22 protein-coding genes are annotated in these 18,475 nt (G+C 38.2%); 14 read left to right on the top strand and 8 right to left on the bottom strand.

Going from position 1 to position 18,475, the window contains the following annotated elements; genetic code table 11:
• Window positions 1–133: 133 nt before the first annotated feature.
• Entirely contained in the window at window positions 134–1,240 is a 1,107-nt protein-coding gene (locus tag NST12_RS08490) for an Ada metal-binding domain-containing protein (RefSeq protein WP_341029608.1), read from the top strand.
• A 128-nt stretch (window positions 1,241–1,368) separates the two neighbouring features.
• Here the strand turns inward: NST12_RS08490 and NST12_RS08485 are convergent, their stop codons facing one another.
• Entirely contained in the window at window positions 1,369–1,680 is a 312-nt protein-coding gene (locus NST12_RS08485) for a CotD family spore coat protein (protein WP_445662327.1), read from the bottom strand.
• A gap of 741 nt (window positions 1,681–2,421) precedes the next feature.
• Here NST12_RS08485 and NST12_RS08480 point away from each other — a divergent pair.
• Window positions 2,422–3,630 carry a macrolide family glycosyltransferase gene (locus tag NST12_RS08480; RefSeq protein ID WP_341100912.1) on the top strand — a complete coding sequence of 403 codons (1,209 nt, stop codon included), beginning with the start codon at window positions 2,422–2,424 and terminating at the stop codon, window positions 3,628–3,630.
• A gap of 255 nt (window positions 3,631–3,885) precedes the next feature.
• On the opposite strand, the gene NST12_RS08475 is transcribed toward NST12_RS08480, so the two are convergent.
• The 6 genes from NST12_RS08475 to NST12_RS08450 form a co-directional block, all read right to left on the bottom strand.
• Window positions 3,886–5,247 carry an IS4 family transposase gene (locus NST12_RS08475; RefSeq protein ID WP_087960047.1) on the bottom strand — a complete coding sequence of 454 codons (1,362 nt, stop codon included), beginning with the start codon at window positions 5,245–5,247 and terminating at the stop codon, window positions 3,886–3,888.
• A gap of 118 nt (window positions 5,248–5,365) precedes the next feature.
• Window positions 5,366–5,866 (bottom strand): pyridoxamine 5'-phosphate oxidase family protein, encoded by a 501-nt coding sequence (locus tag NST12_RS08470; protein ID WP_341029600.1) that lies wholly within the window; start codon window positions 5,864–5,866, stop codon window positions 5,366–5,368.
• 24 nt (window positions 5,867–5,890) lie between these two features.
• Complete coding sequence (gene fni, locus NST12_RS08465) at window positions 5,891–6,964, bottom strand: type 2 isopentenyl-diphosphate Delta-isomerase (RefSeq protein WP_341029598.1); 1,074 nt, start codon at window positions 6,962–6,964, stop codon at window positions 5,891–5,893.
• A 245-nt stretch (window positions 6,965–7,209) separates the two neighbouring features.
• The gene (locus NST12_RS08460; protein ID WP_327798283.1) at window positions 7,210–7,767 is read right to left on the bottom strand and encodes a UbiX family flavin prenyltransferase; all 558 of its coding nucleotides are present in this window, start codon (window positions 7,765–7,767) and stop codon (window positions 7,210–7,212) included.
• 21 nt (window positions 7,768–7,788) lie between these two features.
• The gene (locus NST12_RS08455; protein WP_327798284.1) at window positions 7,789–8,016 is read right to left on the bottom strand and encodes a non-oxidative hydroxyarylic acid decarboxylases subunit D; all 228 of its coding nucleotides are present in this window, start codon (window positions 8,014–8,016) and stop codon (window positions 7,789–7,791) included.
• Window positions 8,013–9,449: a non-oxidative hydroxyarylic acid decarboxylases subunit C gene (locus NST12_RS08450; RefSeq protein WP_341029595.1), complete on the bottom strand. Its 1,437-nt coding sequence runs from the start codon at window positions 9,447–9,449 to the stop codon at window positions 8,013–8,015. The genes NST12_RS08455 and NST12_RS08450 overlap by 4 nt, the downstream gene beginning before the upstream one ends.
• Before the next feature lie 181 nt (window positions 9,450–9,630).
• On the opposite strand from NST12_RS08450, the gene NST12_RS08445 reads away from it, so the two are divergent.
• The 10 genes from NST12_RS08445 (at window position 9,631) to NST12_RS17100 (ending at window position 16,046) form a co-directional block, all read left to right on the top strand.
• Window positions 9,631–10,551 carry a LysR family transcriptional regulator gene (locus NST12_RS08445; protein ID WP_327825041.1) on the top strand — a complete coding sequence of 307 codons (921 nt, stop codon included), beginning with the start codon at window positions 9,631–9,633 and terminating at the stop codon, window positions 10,549–10,551.
• A 283-nt stretch (window positions 10,552–10,834) separates the two neighbouring features.
• Window positions 10,835–11,563 carry an MBL fold metallo-hydrolase gene (locus tag NST12_RS08440; RefSeq protein WP_340396656.1) on the top strand — a complete coding sequence of 243 codons (729 nt, stop codon included), beginning with the start codon at window positions 10,835–10,837 and terminating at the stop codon, window positions 11,561–11,563.
• 5 nt (window positions 11,564–11,568) lie between these two features.
• Window positions 11,569–12,198, top strand: a complete 630-nt coding sequence (locus tag NST12_RS08435) for a TetR/AcrR family transcriptional regulator (protein ID WP_270584091.1) — start codon at window positions 11,569–11,571, stop codon at window positions 12,196–12,198.
• 163 nt (window positions 12,199–12,361) lie between these two features.
• Window positions 12,362–12,955, top strand: a complete 594-nt coding sequence (locus tag NST12_RS08430) for a TetR/AcrR family transcriptional regulator (RefSeq protein WP_327825044.1) — start codon at window positions 12,362–12,364, stop codon at window positions 12,953–12,955.
• A 57-nt stretch (window positions 12,956–13,012) separates the two neighbouring features.
• Window positions 13,013–13,432: a YhgE/Pip domain-containing protein gene (locus NST12_RS08425; protein ID WP_341029592.1), complete on the top strand. Its 420-nt coding sequence runs from the start codon at window positions 13,013–13,015 to the stop codon at window positions 13,430–13,432.
• Complete coding sequence (locus tag NST12_RS08420) at window positions 13,429–13,710, top strand: hypothetical protein (protein ID WP_341029590.1); 282 nt, start codon at window positions 13,429–13,431, stop codon at window positions 13,708–13,710. The genes NST12_RS08425 and NST12_RS08420 overlap by 4 nt, the downstream gene beginning before the upstream one ends.
• A 215-nt stretch (window positions 13,711–13,925) precedes the next feature.
• Window positions 13,926–14,213, top strand: coding sequence for a hypothetical protein (locus tag NST12_RS08415; protein WP_341029589.1), 288 nt, complete (start codon window positions 13,926–13,928; stop codon window positions 14,211–14,213).
• A complete protein-coding gene (locus NST12_RS08410) occupies window positions 14,210–15,184 on the top strand; it encodes a D-2-hydroxyacid dehydrogenase family protein (protein ID WP_270584094.1) in 975 nt (324 codons plus the stop codon). Before NST12_RS08415 ends, NST12_RS08410 begins: the two co-directional genes overlap by 4 nt.
• A gap of 209 nt (window positions 15,185–15,393) precedes the next feature.
• Complete coding sequence (locus NST12_RS08405) at window positions 15,394–15,561, top strand: hypothetical protein (RefSeq protein ID WP_327825046.1); 168 nt, start codon at window positions 15,394–15,396, stop codon at window positions 15,559–15,561.
• Between the two features lie 281 nt (window positions 15,562–15,842).
• On the top strand, window positions 15,843–16,046 hold the full coding sequence (locus NST12_RS17100) for a SunI/YnzG family protein (RefSeq protein WP_445662326.1): 204 nt from the start codon (window positions 15,843–15,845) through the stop codon (window positions 16,044–16,046).
• A 176-nt stretch (window positions 16,047–16,222) separates the two neighbouring features.
• Here NST12_RS17100 and NST12_RS08400 read toward each other — a convergent pair whose 3' ends face one another.
• The gene (locus tag NST12_RS08400; protein WP_270584783.1) at window positions 16,223–16,606 is read right to left on the bottom strand and encodes a VOC family protein; all 384 of its coding nucleotides are present in this window, start codon (window positions 16,604–16,606) and stop codon (window positions 16,223–16,225) included.
• Window positions 16,607–16,998: 392 nt separating this feature from the next.
• On the opposite strand from NST12_RS08400, the gene NST12_RS08395 reads away from it, so the two are divergent.
• Window positions 16,999–17,310, top strand: coding sequence for an ArsR/SmtB family transcription factor (locus NST12_RS08395; RefSeq protein ID WP_270584671.1), 312 nt, complete (start codon window positions 16,999–17,001; stop codon window positions 17,308–17,310).
• Window positions 17,311–17,392: 82 nt separating this feature from the next.
• Entirely contained in the window at window positions 17,393–18,427 is a 1,035-nt protein-coding gene (locus NST12_RS08390) for an LLM class flavin-dependent oxidoreductase (RefSeq protein ID WP_327798288.1), read from the top strand.
• The last annotated feature ends 48 nt before the right edge of the window (window positions 18,428–18,475 follow it).

Genomic DNA, 18,475 nt, shown 5'->3' with positions numbered 1-18,475 from the left:
TCCATTTTCAGTATACACTGGATGAAGATATCAAGTATGTCTCCACGAATAGAAAAGCAAGATTTCAAAATGACTTTAAGTCATTTTATGTTAAAACTAAGATTGTATTGTTATATAGGAGTGGGAGATTTATATGAAAAACAGTTTGTTTAATCATGAGTGGGATGCCGCTTATTTTGTGGGCGACAAAACAACGAAGATTTATTGTTTCCCCTGGTGCGAAGAGAATAAAAAGACAGAAAACATCATTCGATTTGCGTCTAGAATAGAAGCAGAGCAAGCCGGCTATCGTCCTTGTAAAACATGTTGTTCTCATCTTCCGCATGGTTCCTGGGAAGATCACAAGGATGAAATCAGGTTGATGGTGCCGAAAGAATTCAGCTTTGCCGAAAACATGAAATATTTGTCTATCGCTCCAAACGAAAGTATGTATCGTATCAAAGACAATAGAATTTACAAAGCGGTTCCGATCGAGCAGGAAACAGTATTAATGGAAATTAGTACGGACCATGATGATTCTCTTATCATACGTTTTGTTGGTCACACCATTCCTTCTCATAAATGGGTCCGGGCAGCGGCAGCACGATTCGTAAGAGAATGGTTTGATTTGGAGACCGATTTACGCCCATTTTACCGTTTAGCGGAAAATGATCCGTTACTGCAAAAAGTCACCAGCCAATTTTATGGACTTCGTCTCATCGGAATTCCCGACTTATTTGAGGCTATCTGTTGGGGGATTATCGGACAGCAAATCAATCTAAGTTTTGCGCGTACTTTAAAAAGGCGTTTCGTGGAAACCTTTGGTCGGCACGTAAACTGGAATGGAGAACCATATTGGATCTTTCCATCTCCTCAAGTCGTCGCGGAATTGACGATCAACGATTTAACCGAATTACAAATGTCTGCCAGAAAAGGTGAATATCTCATTGGAGTCGCTCGACTCATGGCGGAAGGAAAATTAACGAAAGAGCGATTGAGAGGCACGGGAGACTATAAGGAAGCGGAAAAAGCCTTAGTCAAAATTCGGGGAATAGGACCGTGGACGGCAAACTATACTTTAATGTTTTGTCTGAGAATGCCCAGTGCTTTACCCATTGATGATGTCGGTCTGCACAATGCTATGAAACATCTTCTTGGTTTCGAGAATAAACCTTCTAAAGCAGAAATCTTAAAGTTATTTTCAAGATGGAAAAATTGGGAAGCTTATGCCACTTTTTATTTATGGAGATTGCTTTATTAAGTTTTGATGGATACCCATGTTGAACAGTTTCGGATTAATCAGACTGATTCCGTTAGATAAGATTTAATTGATATCCATACGGAGCCTGTTAAGGAAAAAGTAAAGCCCCGTATGTGGGGCTTTGAAAGTTAAAAGCCAAATGGTCTCGGACAACAAGGATCATGCGGTACTCCACACATCACATGTTGTTCGCAGCATTCATTTACTACAGATTCAGTGTGTGGGAAATAATGCTCATGAGTAATCATATGCTTGTTAACATTAGTGGTATGAGATGGGTGAATATGTGGTACTACAGTATTGGTTAAATTGGTTTTTACGTATTGCTGTGGCGGCGAGACTAATGGCGAATCGTACATAGTTGGATACACTTGTGGCGGACAGAATTGCGGGGGACATCCAAAAGAAGGGTGGTGGCCCCATTTTTTGTGTGCGTGCATTTTAATACCTCCGTTTTTGATTTATTTGACAGTAGCAGTATATGAAAGAGGGTGTTTGGTTGTACTAGTTGTTTAACCATTTATGAGAATTATCACGATAAGTCAATTGTTGCTGAAGATCCAGTATAAGAGAAAGGGAGCTTCGAGCTTAGTGGTGCAAATATGGTGATAGAGGAATTCATCAAAAAACGTTGGATAAAATAGGAAGAAGTGAAATGATGCCAATCATCGGATTGAAGGAAAGATAGTGCAATGAGGAGATGAAACCTTAAGGCTTTATCTTGATATGACAATGAGCCATCATCAGTGTCAGCCTTTTTTATTATAAATAAGAAGATATTTTGAGTTTTCTTTCTGTTTGGCAGGATGTCTCCTCGTTATAAAAAAGGGTGGTTTGACTCAAACCACTGTTTTGTCAATTTTTGAATGATTGCTGATCATAAAATTCTTCAAGATATGATAAATACACAGCACTCATATTCATCCTTATATTCTTAAATAGCCTGTTTTGTTCAGAAAAGTTCGCTTTTTCGTGAACATACCCATACCCCTTTTGCCATTTCCATCGTGACGAAGAATTATTTGCAAATTTTTTTGAATTTCGTAAAATAAGTAAGATATTTTTCAAAATGTAATAAATTGTAATATATTTTTAATTTGAAAAAAATTCCAATTGAATTCATAATGAATTTGGCAAGACAAGAAAAAATGTCTGTAATATGGTTAGAGGGAGAGAGAGTTATGTCAAAAGTTCTTGTTTTCAATTTTCCGGGAGAAGGGCATATTAATCCCACAATCGCACTTGTGGAAGAGTTAATACAAAGAGGGGAAGAGGTCATTTACTATTGTGTCGAAGAATATAGAAAGAAGATCGAGAAAACGAAAGCAACCTTTCGTGCTTACGAAAATTTTATGTCAAGAGTAGACATTATGAAAAGGATGAACGAAAAGACGAATCCCCTTGAAATGGCGTTACGTATAACGAAAGCAACAGATGAAATTGTGGCTGATATTTTAGAAGAAATACGAGAAGAAGAGTATGATTATGTCATTTATGATAATAACTTTCCTGCAGGATGGATCATCGCTGATATATTAAATTTACCGAAGATTTCTTCTTGTACGACTTTTGCTATGAATGAGCTTGTATACGCTGGTGTAATGAATATGAAAAATCAAATAGATAAAGAATCGCCAATGTATCAAGAAATTATGGCTATGTATAAGAAGTGGAAGGATCAATACGGTATTGATTGCAATGGGATTCTCGATATGATAAACCATCCTGGAGATATGACGATCGTATTTACATCCAAACTGTATCAGCCTCATGCAGAACAGTTTGATGACTCATTCATATTCGTTGGTCCTTCTATTGCTCAACGAAAAGATGTTGAACATTTTCCGTTTGAAAAAATTCAAACAGACAAACTCATTTTTATTTCAATGGGAACGGTGTTTAACCAACGGCCGGAATTTTATCACATGTGCTTTGAAGCTTTTCGAGACAGTCAAGCTACTGTTGTATTATCTGTAGGAAAAAATACAGATATAAATCAATTTCATGAAATTCCCTCTAACTTTATGGTCTTTAACTATGTGCCACAGTTAGAAGTGCTGCAGCAGGCTGATGTTTTTATTACACATGGAGGAATGAATAGCTCTAGTGAGGGGCTATATTTTGGTGTTCCACTTGTCGTCATTCCAGTTGCGGGAGATCAGCCGATCGTGGCAAAACGAGTAGAAGAGCTAGGGGCCGGTATACAGCTGGATCGTCGACAGCTTACGGCCGATCAATTGCGTGCTGCAGCAGAACGCGTGTTGCATAATCCTTCGTTCGCAGAAAATAGCCGGAAAATTGGAGATTCTTTGAAGGAAGCTGGAGGCTTTAAAAAAGCGGCAGATGAAATATTTAAATTTAGACGACAACTTTCGATTACATCAAAATAATCTCTCGTTGGGTTAGGTGCAATTTGAACAGTGTCAAGAGTTAGTTTAATAATGGAAAACACTTGGCTCCCCCTCTATCAGAAAGGGGACCTTTAGAGTGTGAGATGGCTCCGCCACACTCAACGGGAAAGCGGCGCATACACTTTCTTCACTAAATAATAGCCATTCGCAAGAGGGGATGGGAGGATTTTCAAAGGCGATTTGTCTCTCTATTTTTATATTCTGTAAAATTTGTGATTGACTTATCTTAATAACTCAACTTTCGCACACAGAAATATTTAAGCATTGCTTGATATAATTAGGTATAGTGGCCAACCATTTATTCATTTGATTTTTAAAGATGTCCATGTTCAAAGAAACCTCGGCTTCCGCCAAAGTTTGGAAAAGGTCAATAAGTGATTGAAGGGCAGTAATAAAATCTATGTCTTTTACATCTTCGCAAAGGATGTAAAAAAGGTTGCCAATCGTCTTAGGATCCTCCTCTTTTCGCATTTGCCAAGCAATGAGAATATATCGTGTAAAAACAATGGTTGTATGGCTAATTAACATGTCGTAGGAACGTCCCTGGAATTCTTTCTCTAAATTTAAAAGGGATTTATTGCATTTGAAGAAGACTTCAATGTCCCAACGCATGCCGTAAATACGAATGATCTCTTCATTTTCTAATGTTGTATCTGTGCTGAGAATGGCAAGCCATTCGCTCCGTTTATTACGGTTTCGTACAAATAGAATTTTTACTGGAATTCCATTGTCTAAAGTAGCATAAACGGATCCGCGAATGTCTTTTTTACCCATGTGAGGTTTTGCCAATTTGTAAAGTTGATTCAGTGTGAAACGTTCACCATTGTAAACGTATCGCTGCTTTAATTGCTTCACCAAGCCAATGACAAATAACCCTTTGTTCGTAATCTTCTCAATTAAAGGCGCTTGTGTAAACCAGGAATCCATGAGAACATAGTCAGCTATAATCCCTTTTTCAAGCGCATGATCAAGTAAAGCTGAAGCCACGTCCGGTTTTGATTTCAGAGCTTCCTGGCGACGCTTATAGCCAGATGTTCGTTTATCAATATTGGTATTGATTTCTTGCAGGCGATTTTCCTTTTTCGGTGAACTTAGAAGAGCAAAATCAACGGGAATAAAAGTAAAACTATCGGTCCAGCCAAGGGTAAGCATTTGAAACCCTTTCAAGTACTGATGGGTAGAGTGATCAAAAACCTTAGCCAACAGTTCAACCGACTTACTACGGTTTCTTGAAAAGACAGAATCATCAATCACAAAAGCTGTGACACGATCTTTTGAAGTTAATGGTTGAAGCAGACGGATCATTTCACTGCTTAATGAAAGCAGAAACTTTCTCCAATGATAGGTTGGTGTATTTAAAAAGCGATAGACTGTATCCTTTCCGGGCAGATCCTGAGATCGTTTACTCATAAAAGCACGAAACCAGTTCTTATATTGGAAGACTAAAAGAAAAATCAGTTTGAAAACAGTAAGACAAGAATACCCGGAAAGTTTCGTAATATTCGCTTTTCTTAAATGATATCCAATATTTAATTCGGAAAATCCTTGTTTAATTTCTTTTGGTAATTGCGCAAAGTAGTCTTTATTCGTTATCATAGTGGTGACACCTTTCTTTTGGATTTGGTTTCGTCACCAATATTTTACCAAAAGAATAGGTGTCTTTCTTTATGTTTTAAAAAATGTCAAATGATAATTTTGTACTTCCCAAAACCATTTACATCAAGCATTTAAACAAGATTTTGGACTGCGAAAGCTGAGTTAATAAATCTTCGATGGTTTCATTCCAACGCTTTAAGACAGAAGCGGGGTCCTTTAATTGGATCTGGATGCCTGAAGTGATTTCGGCGTATTTTGCGATGTCTTCCCGATAGGAAACAACCTTGGCTGAAAATCGTTCACGCTTATGTTTGGCATCGGCCAATTCTGGAAGTTTGCGCAATGAAAGTTTTATATAATGAGCAATCCCATTGAAAATGATCACAAGCGTGGCTTTGCCGGTTCGGATAATGTTGGACGTTGTGATAGTGTTTGGCCACAGGCTTAATTTTAATTCGGTAGAACGAATGGCAATGACTTCACCAACGCTAATCATTGCCACATGAGGCCACAGGTCTTGACTCAACGTCAACAACATCATTGCTTCCTGTTGTTTCGACCCAAGGTCTTTACCGTTTAATAGTTGGAATAGATTGGTGGATATTTCTTGGGTATTCATTTTCGTGTTTATCTCCTTTTTCCCTTATATTGAAAAACGGCTTCGGCGTGCATAGTGCGTAACATCGATCCCGCGTAGTTCACACCATTCACGAACTTCATTGGCTATGATAAGGGAGCACTTTTTTAAATCCTGAACCGTCTTAGCGCCAAGCATGGTAAAAATCGATTTTAATTGAATAGTCCATTCATGAATCTCCTCAATCACTCTTTCTTCTCCTTCCCGTTGAAGGAGGCGCAAAACGGGCCCGGCGACGCCAACTGCTTTTGCCCCAAGAGATAAACACTTTACAATATCTAAAGGATTTCTAATGCCTCCGGATGCAAATATCGTCCAGTTTTCATTTTCTAGAAATTCTTGTGCTTCCAATAAAGAGATGATGGTCGATTGTCCCCAGTTTTGCAGGTAGCTGTATTCTTTGTTTTTCCTTCGTTGATTTTCGATCCAAACAAAATTTGTACCGCCACGACCGCTGATGTCTATATGGCGAACGCCAATTTTATTCAATAGATGAAATGTTTCTGAACACATCCCAAATCCTACTTCCTTTATAATCACCGGGACAGGGACGGTTTGTATCACTTGTTCAATGCGATGGAGCCATCCCTTAAAATTTCGCTCTCCTTCCGGCATGACTAATTCTTGGGGAGCGTTAACGTGGATTTGCAGGGCGTTCGCTTCAAGCATCTCAACTGCCCGTCGTGCAAAATCGATCGGTGCATCGGCTCCAATGTTGGCAAAAATGATTCCCTTAGGATTACGTTTTCGTACGATCCGAAACGTGTCTATAAGAGAATCATTTCGCAGCCCCGCATGTTGCGAGCCAACAGCCATAGCAACACCTGTGATCGATGCAATATCGGCTAGAGCTTCATTGATTTTACCCGTCTTTTCGCTGCCGCCTGTCATGGCGTTAATATAGATGGGAAGATTCATCACGTTGCCGGCAAATTCAGACTTGAGGTCCACTTCATTCCATGCCATTTCAGGAAAAGAGTAATGGACGAAAGATAGATCATCAAAATGCGAAACGGACGAAACGGATTCTGGGAGCGCGGCCAATTGTATATGTTCATCTTTTCTTCTTTCTCGAGACATACGATCATCCTCTTTCAAATGAAAATCCTGTAGATAAGGCTAGTCTTTACCTAAAGACTAGCCCAACATGTATCATCATTTTATTTTATTGTGGTTTCCATAATCTTCGTAATTTTAAAAATTCCATATGGCAGTTACATATATAGGTCTTATCCAAGCGAACAGACAGAAAAGCGTCATTTTTGTGCCCTTATACAACGAAACGTTTTTTTGGCGAAAGAGTGGCATTCATCTGTTCATGATCGTTAACGAGAGAGCCATCTTTTGGTTAAATCGTTCGCAATTTCGAATTGATCCATCGTGCGCGCCACAATATGATTGATCGCATCATCGAGTGTGGCTGGTTTATTATAAAACGTAAGCATCGGAGGTAAAATGACGGCTCCGGCATTTGAGAGACTTAACATATTTTCCAGATGAATGCTGTTTAAAGGAAGTTCCCTGGGAAGAATCACCAGCTTTTTACGCTCCTTTAAAATGACATCTGCTGCTCTTGAAATTAAATTATCTGCGAACCCTATCCGGATGGCTGCGAGTGTTTTCATACTGCAAGGCGAAATGATCATTCCATCCACACGGAAGGAGCCGCTTGAAATTCGGGCCGCTTGATTGCTAGATTCATATACATATGAAGCTAAACGTTTGACATCGTCGGGATGGTAAGGCGTTTCGATCAACATCGTTTTTTCTGCCCATTCTGACATGACTAAATGCGTCTCAACATGGGCCTCTTTCAGCGCCTCCAGCAATCTGATTCCTAATATGCTTCCAGTTGCCCCGGTCATCGCAACAATTAATTTCATATAATCCACCTTCCACGGGTACTACTTTCTTCTTTTGGCGATTTCAGGATGTATCTGATATTTACTTAAATCATTCGGGTCAACTTTAAATAGCGGGTTGTACAAATCTGGATTAGTAATCGTTTCGGGCTCAGTGGATCTCCATGTAAATGTACAGACCGGACATGAGTACATAATCCAGCATCCTTTTACCGGTGACTCGCACAAAATCTTTGTTTCGTTTGAATTACAACGAGGGCATCTATTCAATGTAAATCGACTCCTTGTTTATTCATAAGTTCTTTTAAGATTTTTTCCCATTTTACCGTATCGCGTGGCGCTTCAACCGATGGAGCAAATTGGCTTCGGCTCTCTGGCGCTTTCGGTGTGGTTGCGTCAATAATGAGTTTGTGGGTAATACCCGGCGGTTCGGAACTTGGATCCAATGACAACACGGATGCGTTAGGTATAACCACCAAATCCTTGTCCGGTGCTACACGAGTAGCCAATGCCCACATCACTTGCGGGAGGTTAAACGGGTCGACAAAATCATCGACGACAATGACAATTTTACAATATCCCAATCCGTGCGGAGTCGTCATGGCACGCATTCCTACAGCTTTAGCGAATCCTCCAAATCGAGTCTTGGTAGAGATAATAGCAACTAATCCTTGATTGTACATAGCATTCACTGCCTCTACTTCGGGGAATGCTTCTTTTAGTTGATGATAGAGAGGGACGCATGTGTTAATGCTTGTCATGTAGTCCATTTCAGTCCACGACATTCCCAAATACAAATGCTCAAATATCGGATGATCACGAAAATAAACTTTTTTCACTTGAACGATTGGCTGCAGGCGGGCATCTGAATAGCTGCCGGTGAATTCTCCAAACGGTCCTTCTAATTCGCGTTTACCTGCAATAATTTCCCCTTCGAGTACGACTTCAGCACCCCACGGAATATCTAGGTTTGTATTTTTCAAACGTACAATCCGGTATGGTGCGCCTTGTATGGCACCAGCCATTTCATACTCGGACTGCTCATAAGTTAAAGGTGAACCTGCAATTGTAGTGATGACAGGGTCACATCCAATAGCGATGGCAACAGGAAGATTTTCTCCGCGTTCTTCTGCAATTCTTAAATGAATGCCAATATCATGCGTTGGAATGGGTTGGATGCCAAGACGATCTTTCCCTTTAACTTGCAGTCTATAGATCCCTGTATTTTGCTTTCCAAAATGATCCGGATCGTCTAAGTCGCGGCTAATCACACAAGCCTTGTCGATGAAACAGCCGGAGTCCTCACGATTTAAACGAAACAACGGCAAGATGTCGAATAAGTTGATATTTTCTGTTATTACATTCGCTTGAAAAGGTGCACTGTCCACTCTTTCAACCGGAACGGGATAATGGCTCCATCGACGTGCAAATTCTAGAAACTGCTCTTTAACGGGAGTATCTTTTGGAAGTCCCATCATCAGCGCATGATTGGGCCATGAACCAATGACATTTAGTGCCACTCGGCCATTTTTATATCCATGAATGTTATTAAAAAGCAATGCCGGAGATTGATCTCCTAGATTATTGATTGCACGTGCAGCCGAGCCGAGGTCCGGTTCCAGATTAACTTTTTGTGTGACTCGAAGCAGCTGCCCTTCAGATTCTAGTTTTTCTAGAAAAGAGCGTAAATCTCTGTATACCATATCATGATCACCTCTTAAAAATATTTCTTTAATGGCCTAGATGAACGTATCTACACGAAATTCATCCGAGTCATTTTGGATATTGTTGACAATATTGACACTATCACCTTTGGTTTTATATGTAAAATATATATAATAAATGATAAATATATATTTTATGTATAAATAGGAGTGATTTACCATGGAGTTAAGGAAGCTTCTCTACTTTGTAACTATCGTGGAAGAAGGACAAATAACACGAGCCGCCAAAAGGCTCCATATGGCCCAACCTCCGCTTAGTCTCCAATTGAAGGCGTTAGAAGAAGAACTTGGTGTTACATTGATTCAGCGTAATACAAAAAGTATTGAGCTGACGCAAGCAGGATGGACTTTTTTCCATCGAGCGAAAGAAATATTAAATTCTGTCGATGGAATGATATCGGAAGTAAAAGAACAGGGGATGGGAATTGCGGGAAAACTTTCTATAGGCACTGTTATGTCATGCGTATCTTATCTGCCAAAACCCATTCAAATTTTTAAGAAGAAGTATCCTCGTGTGAATTTTCAATTATGGGAGGGGGATTCTCATAGAGTAGAAGAACTTTTACAAACAAAAGTCATTGATTTGGGAATCACAAGGCTGCCGATTGAATCTAAAAACTTGAATATCGTCCGTTTGAATACGGAACCTCTTGTAGCGGTTTATCCTAGTGATTGGACAGGTTTTCAAAGAGATACCATTCATATAAAGAAGCTGAAAGAATATCCCCTTATGATCTTGCATGGCCAAGGCGGAAAAGGACTCTTCGAATTGTTTGTTGAGTCATGTCAGAGTTTTGGATTTAATCCTAACATTATTTGTGAAAGTCCAGATGTCGCGACTTTGCTAACATTAGTAGACTCCGGTGTAGGAATTGCCATCGTTCCTAAATCAGCCATTCAATTAAGACCTGAAGGAACATTGTCAAGTTCAGAGATTGTTCCGCTATTAAAATCAGAGACTGCACTCATTTGGATGAAAGATCGGCATATGTCCAAAACAGCAGAACGATTCAGAGAAATACTGATCGACTATGTAGGCCATTCCTCCCGGACGAAAAGCACTCCTTCTTCCAATGAATGAATCGGTTTTCTCTTATGTTTAAACTATAATAAACTTTAAATAGCTCAGAAAAATCCAATGAAACTGATTATAATGCACCGAAATCTGATTTTTTCTTTATGGACGAACTGGATGAACATTCTTATTTGGATGTCTGAAGTGTTGTTTTGGAAAATGACGGATAGAGAAAAAGTATTTACTGAAAGATTGATTCACATCAGAAGAACTTTTTGGTCGCAAAAACTAATATCATTAGTTATAATAAAGTGAATATTCTTAATTTTAAGAAGGTAGGGTGGAATATATGCGATTCATCCGCGAAAATACCGTTTATCAATTGACATTCTTGCCGCGTTTTTTCCCTGTAAATTGCTACCTGATTGAGGAGGATGAGGAATTAACATTGATTGATGCTGCCTTGCCTTATAGTGCGAAAGGAATTTTGAAAGCGGCGGAAGATATCGGAAAACCCATCACACGTATCCTTCTCACTCATGCACACGAGGATCATGTGGGAGCGCTGGATGCGTTAAAACAGAATCTTCCGAATGTGTCCGTCTATGTTTCAGAGCGCGACAACCGCCTGATGTCCGGAGACAGGTCGTTGGATCCGAACGAACCTAATACACCGATTCGTGGGGGAGTACCGAAAAAACTACAGACACGGGCAGATGTCTTACTAAAAGAGGGCGATCGAATCGGCTCGTTGATAGCAATTGCCACGCCGGGACATACGCCCGGTTCCATGTCATTTCTCGATACACGAAATGACGCTTGTATTGTAGGCGACGCGTTCCAAACGAGAGGAGGCATCGCTGTATCGGGGCGCTTACAGCCGTTGTTTCCATTTCCGGCAATGGCTACTTGGAATAAAGAAGTTGCTCTTAAAAGCGCATATAAAATACGTGAATATCGACCATCCTTACTAGGAGCAGGGCATGGGAATATGTTGGAGCAACCAGGAACAGCTATCGACCGTGCCATAGCCAATGCAGAACGTAATTTCAAATCGATCCAAGCCGGGAAGGAGTGACGCAATTGTCTCCTAGAATGGGTCTAGACTTATACACGATTTTACAAACGGCAGCAGAAATTGCCGACAAAGAGGGACTTGAAGCTGTCACTTTGGCGACGTTGGCGAAAAAACTTGGCATCCGCCCCCCGTCTTTGTACAACCACATCGAAGGATTGCACGGCTTGAGAAAGCAACTCGCAGTTTACGGTCTCAAACAACTATATAGCACGCTGGCAGATGCGGCTGTCGGACGGTCTGGCGATGATGCGGTGCATACGTTGGGAAAAGCTTATGTGTCTTTTGTCCGAGCCCATCCCGGCTTATATGAAGCAACCTTGCAATCGCCTGATCCACTCGATCCTGAAATACAACGAGCGGGAGATGAGATTGTGAAACTAACTCTGCGAGTGCTTCACGTATATAAATTGGAAGACGAAACAGCCTTGCATGCTGTACGTAGTTTGCGAAGCATGTTCCATGGTTTTTCATCCCTTGAACGGAAAGGAGGCTTTGGACTTCCACTTGATCGTAACGAGACCCTCCGGTTTCTCATCGATACCTTTCTGGTCGGTATTCATCAGAAACGGAAATCAACAGATGTGATCCAGTCTCGAAATGAAAAAACATCTCATGATCCCAAAAAAGGAGAATGAACACGGAGATGAATATGTTTCTGATTAGAAGGATTTGTTCTGGTTCAGTTTCTCTATGTAAAGAAATAAATTCATTCATTTTATGGTTGATTTTTCCAATGACATCATTTATTGTAATAATTGCAAGCAAATACTTACATTCATTTCAGAAAGTTGGATGAACATGAATGAATTAAATGATAAAAAAACGACATCCGAACGAATTATTGAAGCCTTTATCGAATTATTTCGCGATTATGGATATAAAGGTGCGACAACTCGTGCTATTGCAGAACGAGCGGGTGTTAATGAAGTGACAATCTTCCGACATTTCGGTAATAAAAAAGGTATTATGGAAGCAGCGCTTCAATCCATTTCATATAGTCCGTTTTTGGAAAAGATAATAAATGAGGAAATGACTTGGGACCTAGAGCATGATTTGTGGGTAATCGCCGAAGGATATCAAACGTATATGGAAAAAATAAAAGATTTAATTTTAATTAGTTTTCGAGAGGCTGGATTGTTTCCAGAGCTCAATAATACTATCGTGATCATTCCAAAACAATTAAAAACAAATTTAGTTTCTTATTTTACGGAAATGAAAAGAAGGGGAAAAATAATTGATACAAACATTGAATTTCAGGCCATGAATTTTATTTGGCTGAATTTTGGATACTTTCTTTCTAAAGCTCGTTTTGGCGATAGCCTCATTTCCGATTCGAACCATGATTTTTTGAAACATAGTGTTCAACTTTTTTCTAGAGGGTTATCTCTCTAGAAAAATTTTTAAATAAATTGCAAGTATGTACTTGCTTTAATAATAAAGAGGATGAACATGAAAACATTAAAAGGATTTTTTAAACATTCCGAAACTATTATTGGGATTTTAACTGCATTTGTTTTTCTGCTTATTTTTTTCTGCGTATGGATGACTGCGTATGACGGCGTCACCGATCGGGTTCATCAATTGAAAGTGGGATTAGTTAACCAAGACGACCAACTTGGATTAACTATGGAAAAGACTCTCATTGAAAATTTACCGTTTAAAACGAAAGTTTACCATTCGGTTGATTCAGCAAAAAAAGAAATGAATAAACGAAAATTGGATATGGTGATTCAAATTCCTGAGAATTTCACAAGTCAACTGCAGAAGAATGATGAAACGGAGATAAAGTATTTGATTAATCAAGCTAATTCTTCCTTAGCTAAACAAATCATGGATGGAACACATCAAAGGATATTACGGAAAAAATGAATGAAAAGATATATACTTATAAACAGAAGGTGATTGTTTCCAATTTGTCTAATCAAATAAAGAATGAAATTCCATCTAAAGAGGTAGCCCAACATTTATCTAGCAACATTTCAGAAGTCTTTCAGTCGTTAAAAGTTCATTCTGTTCAAGCATCTATTGAAAAAGTGAACAATGTAAAAGGTTTTGCGGTAACGATGGTTCCTTTATTAGTAGTTCTTTCTTCATGGGTAGGGGCTATGATTATGAGTCTTAATCTTCATATTGTTGCAAAAAATTAAAAAATTCTTACAGTAAATGGTCTATCTTTTTAACAAGACAGGTTATTAACATTGATGCTTCCATTCTATTAGCGGTTATTACTTTGTTGTTTTTAAATATTTTTAATATTCATTTAAATGAAACTATATTTAAAGCTAGTATATTTCAAATATTAGTTTTTTTCTCTTTCTTAAGCTTCACACAAATGTTTGTCGTTTTATTTGGTTTCGCCGGTATGGTATTCAATATTTTATCCCTTTCACTGCAATTGGTCACGTTTGGAGTGATCGTTCCAAAAGAAATGCTATCTAACTTTTATCAAACTATAGGTTCGTTTTTACCTGCTTCTTATGTTGCTAACGGGTACTACACTTTGACGTTTGGAGGAGAAAGTCTATCAACCGATATGATGCCTCTATTGCTAGTGTCCGTTATTACTCTTTTTGTATCAGTGGTAAAGGTTCTTTTTCAACAAAACAGTGTATTAGAGTCCATTGAGGGAAGAGGGAAGGGAATAGTATGAAAGTCGTTATCTTAGATGATTGGGAGAAGTCTTTTTTCTGCAATCCACAGTTAGAGATTTTAAAAAAACATTTTGAAGTAGAGATATACCATGATAAGCCAACAAATGAAATACTGATCAATCGCATTTCAGATGCAGACATAATTATCCCTATTAGAGAAAGAACGAAATTTACAAAGGAAATCTTACAACAACTAAAAAAAGTAAAACTTATTGCCCAAACGGGTGCAGGTCTAGCTCATATTGATATGGAAGAAGCAAATCGTTTAAATATTCCTGTATCTACAACTCCAGGCGGCTCTGCTGCGGTAGTTGAATTAATTTTTGGATTTATGATTGCTTATTCAAGACAATTAATCACAATTCATCAAGAAATGAAAAGCGGGAATTGGCCCTGTTCGGTTGGATTTGGTTTGGAAGGTAAGACCATTGGAATCATTGGTTTAGGAAAAATTGGTTCAGGGGTTGCTAAAGTGGCAAAAGCTTTCAATATGAACGTTTTAGCTTGGGGACCGCGATTAACACAGGAAAGGGCCTCGGAACAAGGCGTTGCTTATACTTCTCTTGAAAATCTCTTACAACAATCACATTTTGTTGTGATAGCTATAAGATTGGTACCTGAAACTAGAAAATTACTTACTAAAAGTCATTTTAACCTGATGAGGAAAGATGCTTTCCTTATTAATACATCTAGAGGAGATGTATTGGATGAAGAAGCATTAGTGCACGCTTTAAAAGAAAAACAAATTGGTGGAGCAGGACTTGACGTATTTTCTCAAGAACCCCTTAGTCCGGATAGTCCATTATTAAAATTGGATAATGTCATCCTATCTCCTCATATTGGGTGGAAAACAGATAACATGTTTAATAAGTTCTTGACTGTGTCGATAGAAAATATTGTCTCTTATTTTATCCATAATCATCCAATAAGAATTGCCAACCCGGAGGTTCTAAAAAAGCTCAATAAATGAATAACTACTATACAAGTAGTTTAGATATGAATATTCGTTGGTTGCTTGGTTCGTGAAAGAATGATGGTAGAGCTGTTTAAAGATAAAAACCATATTATATTGGTTTTCATTTAATACAAGAATAGATCGTTTGGATTAGAATGTCATGAACCAATAAAACCACCATTTTTGAAGATATTATTGATTATATGTAGGAGGAATTGGCTCATTTGTCTAAAACTAATAGATGGAAAGCATTTATTATTTTTGTGATCATTATGATTTTGATTTATAAATTTGTCCCGACTGAATATAAATTTATTTCTATTGTCCTTTTTCCAATCGTATATTGGTTTATCTATGATTTTTTCTTAGCCACAAAGCATAAGCGAGATTAATCTGGAAGAAAAAAAGAAGAACACTGTGCTTGAGCTCGGACACAGCCTTCTAAACCAAAAATGCAAGCGGCCGGTAAATAGCTGCCCTCATTTTTCATCAAACGATAATTGAAAAAGTGACCGACGAAAATGTAGACTCATTTGGAGATTGTAAGGGAATGGGGACTCTGTGAGAGTATCAAATTTTCATGGCGTGACATGATAGGTAATATTTGTAAATAATTTAAAAATGGCGGTGAAGATCATGTTAGGAATAAACGTAAAAAGGAAGTAATCATATTGTGATCACATGGCAGTTAACGAAGGTGGAATCCCCATTTCCGACATCGAAGGGATATCACTTGATAACACGTACGCCGGGGAAGATAAGAATCGGCACTCCTTTTGCTACGACGGATAGAGTAGTCATTAAAACGAAAAAAGAGACATATATCCTATTCACAACAAATTCAAATGACATATTAAATAAAATTCAATCTTATTAATGACCATAAGGCAGTCCAATTGAGTGCCTTTTATGATTTTATTATTTAAATATTTGCGGAACTGTAAAAAGCAAAATATTGTCATACTCTAAAAAACACAAATACCACCATTCATTATGTAAACGGTGGTAAAAAAAATGGTCTAATTTTATCCTTTAAGAGCAACCATTGAGCAGTTAGCTTTTTGCAAGGTTTAATTGCCACGATACACCATATTGATCTTCCACCCAACCAAACTTTTCACTAAAAGGATAAGAAGATAAAGGCATTAAAACTTTGCCGTTTTGAGACAACTGCTCAAATGCTTTGTTGATTTCTTCTTCATTATCGCAATTTACAAACAGTGACATTGCAGGTGTAAAAGGGTGTTCTTGTTTATTGTTATCGATCGCCATAAATGTTTGTCCTTTTAACGTGAATGTCGCATGTAATACCGACCCATCTTCATGATGGAAAACACTGTTGATTTCTGATGGGTGAAATACAGAGGTGTAAAAATTCATTGCCTCTTCAGCTTTGCCATTGAACATGAAACACGTAGTAATTTTTTGATTTTCCAATTAAATCAACTCCTTTTCTACATAAAAGAACAACCCTCAGCTTCGTTATAAGAAATAAGGGAATGTATGTTCTTGTTTCTAAATTATCCGCGAATGGAAACTGATTGTCAATTGCAATCGTCATCATTTTAGCTTATTTAACAAAAATATTCACATCATTTTTAAAATAAATACTTAAAAAAGGATGCCATTTTATTTTTCAGTCAAAAGAAATCCAAAATGGAGTACGAATGATATTTTCATTCGCTTTCCTTTTGTATTAGTCCAATATATATATAGCGTTCCATTTCCATTGATTTTTGTAAGGGGTGGGTGTTCGAAAGTTTTCCGTTGAAAAAGATGATAAGCAGTAGGTGATTTGATATCTCGAAAAATATGGTTATAATAAAACTATGGATACCATGATGATGTTAAAAGCTCTTTCCAATGAAACAAGATATAATATTTTAAAATGGTTAAAACATCCTGAACAACATTTTGGCCCTCATTTGCATGTACCGAATCATGACGATTTTAAAGGGGGAGTTTGTGTAGGAGATATACAAGAAAAGGCTGGCTTGGCTCAATCTGTCGTTTCAAATTATTTGTTGATGATGCAGAAAGCAGGGCTTTTGGAGTCAAAACGGATTGGAAAATGGACGTATTACCGACGCAATGAAAAAATGATTCGGGAATTTATTGAACAATTGGATAAGGACTTATAGGCAAAAAAATTTTGCCTATATCATTATAATTAGTATATCTAAATATATAGATATATAGAATTTTTATGAGAGGAAAATTGGTATGGATATGAAAACGAACAAAAAAAGATTGCATGACATTGAAATTTCTGTTTTGGACTTAGCTCCGGTACTATCGGGGAAAACACCAGCTGATTCTTTTCGGAATAGTTTAGATCTTGCTCAACATGTGGAACAATGGGGATTTAAGCGTTATTGGCTGGCAGAACATCATAATATGGAAGGGATTGCAAGTTCCGCTACTTCTGTCTTAATCGGTTACATTGCTGGAGGAACATCTACAATTAGAGTAGGATCTGGCGGAGTCATGCTGCCAAATCACGCTCCTCTTGTTGTTGCTGAGCAATTTGGCACATTAGAGTCTTTGTATCCCGGCCGAATTGATTTAGGATTAGGACGCGCACCCGGAACAGATCAAATGACGGCGATGGCGTTAAGACGTCATTTAAAAGGATCTGATTCGGAGTTTCCAAAAAATGTACAGGAATTACTCCATTATTTTTCGTCTAAAAGTAATCGCAAATCTTATGTTCGAGCGATTCCTGGCGAAGGCTTAAATGTTCCTATTTGGTTGCTTGGTTCAAGTACTTACAGCGCTCAGCTTGCGGCTTTGCTCGGTTTGCCTTTTGCTTTCGCGAGTCATTTCGCTCCAACACATATTTTCGACGCTCTCAAGATATATCGAGATCGATTTCAACCATCTGAAAATCTAAAAGAACCGTATGCGTTAGCATGTGTGAACGTGATCGCTGCAGACACGGATGAAGAAGCGAAACGTCTAGCCACCTCTTTATATCAATTCTTCTTAGGTGTGACACGCGGGACTTCCAAGCCTTTGCAACCGCCTGTTGAAAGTATGGATGGAATGTGGAATGAATTTGAAAAAGAAGCCGTCCGCCATCAAGTGTATTATACTTTTGTTGGATCGAAAAAGACGGTAAAAGAAGAACTCCAAGAATTTTTAGATAAAACACAAGTGGATGAATTAATGGTGGTATCTCACATATATGATCATTCAGCACGACTGCGTTCCTATGAGATTTTATCTGAAATATGGAACGAAAAAACAGAAGATTAAACCCTAACCAACTTTTCAGTTTCTAGTAAGTTCCATTATACTCTCATA

Source organism: Bacillus sp. FSL W8-1127, from assembly GCF_038006725.1.
Lineage (GTDB): Bacteria > Bacillota > Bacilli > Bacillales > DSM-4216 > Bacillus_O > Bacillus_O smithii.
Note: the sequence above shows the minus strand (reverse complement) of the source record. Positions and strands in the feature narration are given on the sequence as shown.

Excerpts from the sequence above, each read along its gene's own strand:
- NST12_RS08490 (WP_341029608.1), top strand. The coding sequence starts at position 134 with ATGAAAAACAGTTTGTTTAATCATGAGTGGGATGCCGCTTATTTTGTG.
- NST12_RS08485 (WP_445662327.1), bottom strand. The coding sequence starts at position 1,680 with ATGCACGCACACAAAAAATGGGGCCACCACCCTTCTTTTGGATGTCCC.
- NST12_RS08480 (WP_341100912.1), top strand. The coding sequence starts at position 2,422 with ATGTCAAAAGTTCTTGTTTTCAATTTTCCGGGAGAAGGGCATATTAAT.
- NST12_RS08475 (WP_087960047.1), bottom strand. The coding sequence starts at position 5,247 with ATGATAACGAATAAAGACTACTTTGCGCAATTACCAAAAGAAATTAAA.
- NST12_RS08470 (WP_341029600.1), bottom strand. The coding sequence starts at position 5,866 with ATGAATACCCAAGAAATATCCACCAATCTATTCCAACTATTAAACGGT.
- fni (WP_341029598.1), bottom strand. The coding sequence starts at position 6,964 with ATGTCTCGAGAAAGAAGAAAAGATGAACATATACAATTGGCCGCGCTC.
- NST12_RS08460 (WP_327798283.1), bottom strand. The coding sequence starts at position 7,767 with ATGAAATTAATTGTTGCGATGACCGGGGCAACTGGAAGCATATTAGGA.
- NST12_RS08450 (WP_341029595.1), bottom strand. The coding sequence starts at position 9,449 with ATGGTATACAGAGATTTACGCTCTTTTCTAGAAAAACTAGAATCTGAA.
- NST12_RS08445 (WP_327825041.1), top strand. The coding sequence starts at position 9,631 with ATGGAGTTAAGGAAGCTTCTCTACTTTGTAACTATCGTGGAAGAAGGA.
- NST12_RS08440 (WP_340396656.1), top strand. The coding sequence starts at position 10,835 with ATGCGATTCATCCGCGAAAATACCGTTTATCAATTGACATTCTTGCCG.
- NST12_RS08430 (WP_327825044.1), top strand. The coding sequence starts at position 12,362 with ATGAATGAATTAAATGATAAAAAAACGACATCCGAACGAATTATTGAA.
- NST12_RS08425 (WP_341029592.1), top strand. The coding sequence starts at position 13,013 with ATGAAAACATTAAAAGGATTTTTTAAACATTCCGAAACTATTATTGGG.
- NST12_RS08420 (WP_341029590.1), top strand. The coding sequence starts at position 13,429 with ATGAATGAAAAGATATATACTTATAAACAGAAGGTGATTGTTTCCAAT.
- NST12_RS08415 (WP_341029589.1), top strand. The coding sequence starts at position 13,926 with ATGGTATTCAATATTTTATCCCTTTCACTGCAATTGGTCACGTTTGGA.
- NST12_RS08410 (WP_270584094.1), top strand. The coding sequence starts at position 14,210 with ATGAAAGTCGTTATCTTAGATGATTGGGAGAAGTCTTTTTTCTGCAAT.
- NST12_RS08395 (WP_270584671.1), top strand. The coding sequence starts at position 16,999 with ATGGATACCATGATGATGTTAAAAGCTCTTTCCAATGAAACAAGATAT.
- NST12_RS08390 (WP_327798288.1), top strand. The coding sequence starts at position 17,393 with ATGGATATGAAAACGAACAAAAAAAGATTGCATGACATTGAAATTTCT.